The following is a 5,000-nucleotide window of genomic DNA, read 5'->3' as shown; positions in this document are numbered from 1 at the left end:
CCGATGGCCCGCCTCGCGCCCAAGTACATCACCTTCGACTGCTACGGCACGCTGATCTACTTCGAGATGGCGCCCGTCGCCCGCCGGCTCTACGCCGACCGGGTACCGGCCGAGCGGATGGACGCCTTCGTTGAGGACTTTTCCGCCTACCGCCTGGACGAGGTGCTGGGTGCCTGGAAGCCCTACAAGGACGTGGTCGCGAACGCGCTGACCCGCACCTGCAAGCGCAACGGCGTGGAGTATCGCGACAGCGACGCCGATGCAGTCTACGCCGCCGTGCCGACCTGGGGCCCGCACCCGGATACGGTCGAGGGGCTGGCGAAGGTCGCCAAGGAATTCCCCCTGGTCATCCTGTCGAACTCGATGAAGGACCTGATCCCGCATTCGGTCGCCAAGCTCGGCGCGCCGTTCCACGCCGCCTACACCGCCGAGGAGGCCCAGGCCTACAAGCCGCGGATGCAGGCCTTCGAGTACATGCTCGACCAGCTCGGGTGCGGCCCCGAGGACGTGCTGCACTGCTCCTCGAGCTTCCGCTACGACCTGATGACCGCGCACGACATGCGGATCACCAACAAGGTCTTCGTCAACCGCGGCCACGAACCGGCGAACCCCTATTACGGCTACCACGAGATCAAGGACATCCGTGGCCTGCCGGGGCTGCTCGGCCTGTGAGCGCGACCTCTCCGATGCCCGCTCCCGCCGCGACCGTGCGCAGCTTCCACGACCTCAGGGTCTTCGCGCGGGACGCCGTCCCGGCCTCCGGCGGGGCCTGGCTCGCGGGCGGCCACGCCATGCCCCTCGGCGATCCGCGTCTGCGGCTCGCCGCCGTCACCGTGCCGGCCGGGACCGGCGCGGTCACCGCCGTGGCCGCCGACACCTTCGCGATCGTCGTCGCGGGCGACCTCGCGATCACCGGTGCCGACGGCGCGACCGAGACCTACGGCACCGACGACAGCCTCGTGCTGCCGATGGGCGCCGGCTTCTCCTGGTCCAGCGCGGACGGCGCGCGGGTCGTGGTGATGGCCTATGCGGCCCAGGAGGGGACCGGGCGCGGCCCGGTGCGGATCGACCGCGAGGCGGAACTCGTCCGCTCGAACCCGCCGGCGGCGGATCTTCTCGTCGGCGAGACCCCGTCCTGCCGCAACCATACCGACTTCACCTCGGCGGACGGCACCTACCTGTGCGGGGTGTGGGACTCGACCCCCTATCACCGCCGGCCGATGCGCTACCGTCACCACGAGCTGATGCACCTGCTCGCCGGCTCGGTGACCTTCGTCGACGAGGCCGGCCGCACCGCCACCTTCGCGAAGGGCGACATCTTCCTCGTCGAGGCCGGTGCCTCCTGCTCGTGGGAGAGCCGCGAGGACGTCGCCAAGGTCTACGCCATCCACCGGCCGGCCTGACCCGCACCCGGGCGGCCCTGCGCGCCGCCCGGGGCTTCCCGACCGGGCTCGCGGTTCGAAAGCCCCCGCAGACGAGATCGCGACACGCGTCCCTCGATCCCGCCGGGATCCGCGTCCCGAACGGCCCCGTCGTCGGCGACCGCATCGAGACCGGCTCGGGTCTGCCGGCCGCCGGGCCTTCGCGGCGAGCCGGCGCCCCAGGAGCGTGGCGATCGCGGTCCGAGCGGGCAGGCGGACCGGCTCCCGCCCGCGACCAAAACCTGCTTTGGAGAGACCGTCATGTTCACCAAGGACCGCCTGCGCGATCCCGCGCTCCTGCGCTTCCAGGCCTTCGTCGCCGGCGAATGGCGCGACGCCGAATCCGGCGGCACCCTGCCGGTCTCCGACCCCGCGACGGGCGAGACCCTCGGCACGGTGCCGGATTGCGGCGCGGCCGAGACCCGCGCGGCGATCGCCGCCGCCGAGGCGGCCTTCCCGGCCTGGCGCCGCACCGCGCCGGCCGAGCGCGCCGCGATCCTGGAGCGCTGGAACGCCCTGATCCTCGACCATGCCGAGGACCTCGCGGCGATCATGACCGCCGAGCAGGGCAAGCCGCTGGCGGAGGCCCGGGGCGAGGTCGCCTACGGCGCGAGCTTCGTGAAGTGGTTCGCGGAAGAGGCCCGCCGCATCACCGGCGACGTCTTCACCGCGCCGGTCGGCGACCGCCGGGTGCTGGTGCTCAAGGAGCCGGTCGGCGTCTGCGCGGCGATCACGCCGTGGAATTTTCCGATCGCGATGATCACCCGCAAGGTGGCGCCGGCCTTCGCCGCCGGCTGCCCGATCGTGGTCAAGCCCGCCGATCTGACGCCGTTCTCGGCCCTCGCGCTCGCGGTCCTGGCCGAGCGGGCCGGGGTGCCGAAGGGCGTGTTCAGCGTCGTCACCGGCCAGGCCGCCCCGATCGGCGCCGAGATGACCGGCAGCGAGACCGTGCGCAAGCTGTCCTTCACCGGCTCGACCGGGGTGGGGCGGCTGCTGATGGCGCAGTCGGCCCCGACCATCAAGCGGCTCAGCCTCGAGCTCGGCGGCAACGCGCCGTTCATCGTGTTCGACGACGCCGACCTCGACCTCGCGGTCACCGGCGTGATGGCCTCGAAGTTCCGCAATGCCGGCCAGACCTGCGTCTGCGCCAACCGCATCCTGGTGCAGGACGGCATCCATGACCGCTTCGTCGCCCGCCTCGCCGAGGCCGCGGGTGCGCTCCGGCTCGGCAACGGCTTCGAGCCGGGCGTCCATCTCGGCCCGCTGATCAACGACGCCGCCGCCGCCAAGGTCGTGGCGCATCTCGACGACGCGCTCGCCCGCGGCGCCCGGCTGGTCGCCGGCGATCCGGACGCCGTGCGCGGCCGCTTCGTGCCGCCGCTGGTGCTGACCGGGGCCGAGACCGGGATGCGGCTCGCCGTCGAGGAAACCTTCGGGCCGCTCGCGCCGCTGATGCGCTTCTCCCGCGAGGAGGACGCCATCGCCATCGCCAACGCGACGCCGTTCGGCCTCGCCTCCTATTTCTTCACCTCGGACATCCGCCGGGCCTGGCGGGTCGGCGAGGCGCTGGAATTCGGTATGGTCGGGCTCAATACCGGCACGGTCTCGATGGAGGCGGCGCCCTTCGGCGGCGTCAAGCAGTCGGGGCTCGGCCGCGAGGGTTCGGCCTACGGCATCGACGAGTACCTGGAGCTGAAGTCGCTCCACATGGGCGGTCTCTGACCGTCGCCACCATGGGCGCTCCGGTACGAACCGGGGCGCCCCTCTGTTTGACCGGCCCGCAGCACGGAGAGCCCCGATGACGAACTCGGCCACGATCGCCCTGACGACGATCCGCCCCATGACCGAGGCCGACATCGAGGCGGTGCACGGTCTCTCGGTCGAGGTGCGCTGGCCGCACCGGCCGGATGACTGGCGCCTGGTGCTGGAGCTCGGCCACGGCGTCGTCGCCTGCGACGATGCCGGCCGGGTGATGGGCTCGGCGATGTGGTGGCCCTTCGGCGAGGCGCTGGCGACGATCGGCATGGTAATCGTCTCGCCGCGGATGCAGGCCAAGGGCACCGGCCGGCGGATGATGCGGGAGATCTTTTCCGCCGCGGGCGGGCGCACCATCCGCCTCGTCGCGACGGCCGCCGGGCAGCGTCTCTATGAATCCGAAGGGTTCCGGGCCACCTGCACCATCGCGCAGTACCAGGGCACGGCCGATGCGACCGCCTCGGTCTCCGACGACCGGGTGCGTGCGGCAGAGGACAACGACTGGCCGGCGATCGTCGCCCTCGACCGCGAGGCCTCCGGCGGCGACCGGAGCCGGATGCTGGGAGCTTTGCGTCGGGTCGGGCGGACCTACGTCCTGGAGGAGGGGGGCCGGATCGCCGGCTTCTCGGTCTGCCGGCCCTTCGGCCGCGGCCACGTCGTCGGCCCGCTCGTCGCTGGCGACGCCGACCAGGCGGTGGCGCTGGCGAGCCCGCACGTTCGCGCCCATGCGGGCCAGTTCCTGCGCCTCGACACGCCGGAGCGCGACGGGCCGCTCGTCGCCTTCGCGGAGGCCAGCGGCCTCGGCAACGTCGACCGGGTGGTGCAAATGACCCGCGGCACGCCGCCAAAGACCGGCCCGGCCAAGGTCTTCACCATCACCAACCAGGCCCTCGGCTAGAGTACGTTTCCGACCAGGAGGGTGCCGGTTCGTCGGAGAACGCTGCACGACCGAAAACCGCGAGCGACACCCGATCGGCCCCCGGTCGGGCCTCGCCCTCATCCGGCAGCGCGCCCGCGTCAGCGCTCCTCGCCGAACAGCGTGGCGAGCGGCAGCTCGGTCTTCACGATCGGCGTGCGCAGCACGATGTAGCTGAAATACTTGGCGATCCCAACGTTGCGCTCGAGCAGCGCCTCGATCACGTCCTGGTAGTGCGACAGGCCGCGGGTGACGAACTTCACCAAGTAGTCGTAGCCGCCGCTGACCAAGTGGCCTTCCATCGCCTCCTCGATCTTGCGCAGGGCGTGCTCGAAGCGCTGAAAATATTCCGGCGTATGGCCGTTCAGCGTGATCTCGGTGAACACCGTCACGGTCTCGCCGAGCTTCGGCAGGGCGATGTGGGCGCCATAGCCGGTGATGTAGCCGGCCTGCTCCATGCGCTTGACCCTGAGCAGGCACGGGCTCGCCGACAGGCCGACGGCCTCGGCGAGGGTCACGTTGGTCATGCGACCGTTCTTCTGCAGCTCGATCAGGATCTTCATGTCGATCCGGTCGAGCCTGGTCGTCTGCTGGTTCACGAAGGGACTTCCCGATTCCGGCCCCGCGGAGCGGTCTCGCCGGGGAGGACGCCGAGGTCGCGACGGCGGGCGCGAGACAGGATCATGCGGCGCCTCTGGCCGAGGGCACGCTACCATGTCAGACTCTCCGGGCGTTGTCATGACCCAGGGTCGCGATGCGGGAAAGAGAGCCCGCGCGCGACGCGCCGTTCGCGACGGCTGCCCGTCGCGGAAGGGGGTTCGTCACCCGGACCGATCCCGGCCCCGCCATCCGATTCGCATAATGATGATTATGGAACCACCGCCGGTGCCGCCGCCGTATTCGGCAAG

At 71.4% G+C, this 5,000-nt stretch carries 5 protein-coding genes; 4 read left to right on the top strand and 1 reads right to left on the bottom strand.

All coding sequences use genetic code 11. From position 1 onward, the window contains the following. The first annotated feature begins 3 nt into the window (after positions 1-3). From miv_RS05000 to miv_RS04985, 4 genes are all read left to right on the top strand, one after another. A complete protein-coding gene (locus miv_RS05000; protein ID WP_048431233.1) occupies positions 4-672 on the top strand; it encodes a haloacid dehalogenase type II in 669 nt (222 codons plus the stop codon). 14 nt (positions 673-686) lie between these two features. Beyond that, positions 687-1,403: a cupin domain-containing protein gene (locus tag miv_RS04995; protein ID WP_207181697.1), complete on the top strand. Its 717-nt coding sequence runs from the start codon at positions 687-689 to the stop codon at positions 1,401-1,403. A gap of 279 nt (positions 1,404-1,682) precedes the next feature. After that, entirely contained in the window at positions 1,683-3,143 is a 1,461-nt protein-coding gene (locus tag miv_RS04990; RefSeq protein ID WP_048431231.1) for an NAD-dependent succinate-semialdehyde dehydrogenase, read from the top strand. Between the two features lie 76 nt (positions 3,144-3,219). Further along, positions 3,220-4,074, top strand: coding sequence for a GNAT family N-acetyltransferase (locus miv_RS04985; protein ID WP_207181695.1), 855 nt, complete (start codon positions 3,220-3,222; stop codon positions 4,072-4,074). A 119-nt stretch (positions 4,075-4,193) separates the two neighbouring features. Here the strand turns inward: miv_RS04985 and miv_RS04980 are convergent, their stop codons facing one another. Further along, a complete protein-coding gene (locus miv_RS04980; protein ID WP_207183406.1) occupies positions 4,194-4,655 on the bottom strand; it encodes an Lrp/AsnC family transcriptional regulator in 462 nt (153 codons plus the stop codon). Positions 4,656-5,000: the final 345 nt, after the last annotated feature.

Origin of the sequence: Methylobacterium indicum, from assembly GCF_017347565.1 — a bacterium.
Classification (GTDB): Bacteria; Pseudomonadota; Alphaproteobacteria; order Rhizobiales; family Beijerinckiaceae; genus Methylobacterium; species Methylobacterium indicum.
This window is presented reverse-complemented; position numbering and strand designations above follow the sequence as displayed.

Excerpts from the sequence above, each read along its gene's own strand:
- miv_RS05000 (WP_048431233.1), top strand. The coding sequence starts at position 4 with ATGGCCCGCCTCGCGCCCAAGTACATCACCTTCGACTGCTACGGCACG.
- miv_RS04995 (WP_207181697.1), top strand. The coding sequence starts at position 687 with ATGCCCGCTCCCGCCGCGACCGTGCGCAGCTTCCACGACCTCAGGGTC.
- miv_RS04990 (WP_048431231.1), top strand. The coding sequence starts at position 1,683 with ATGTTCACCAAGGACCGCCTGCGCGATCCCGCGCTCCTGCGCTTCCAG.
- miv_RS04985 (WP_207181695.1), top strand. The coding sequence starts at position 3,220 with ATGACGAACTCGGCCACGATCGCCCTGACGACGATCCGCCCCATGACC.
- miv_RS04980 (WP_207183406.1), bottom strand. The coding sequence starts at position 4,655 with ATGAAGATCCTGATCGAGCTGCAGAAGAACGGTCGCATGACCAACGTG.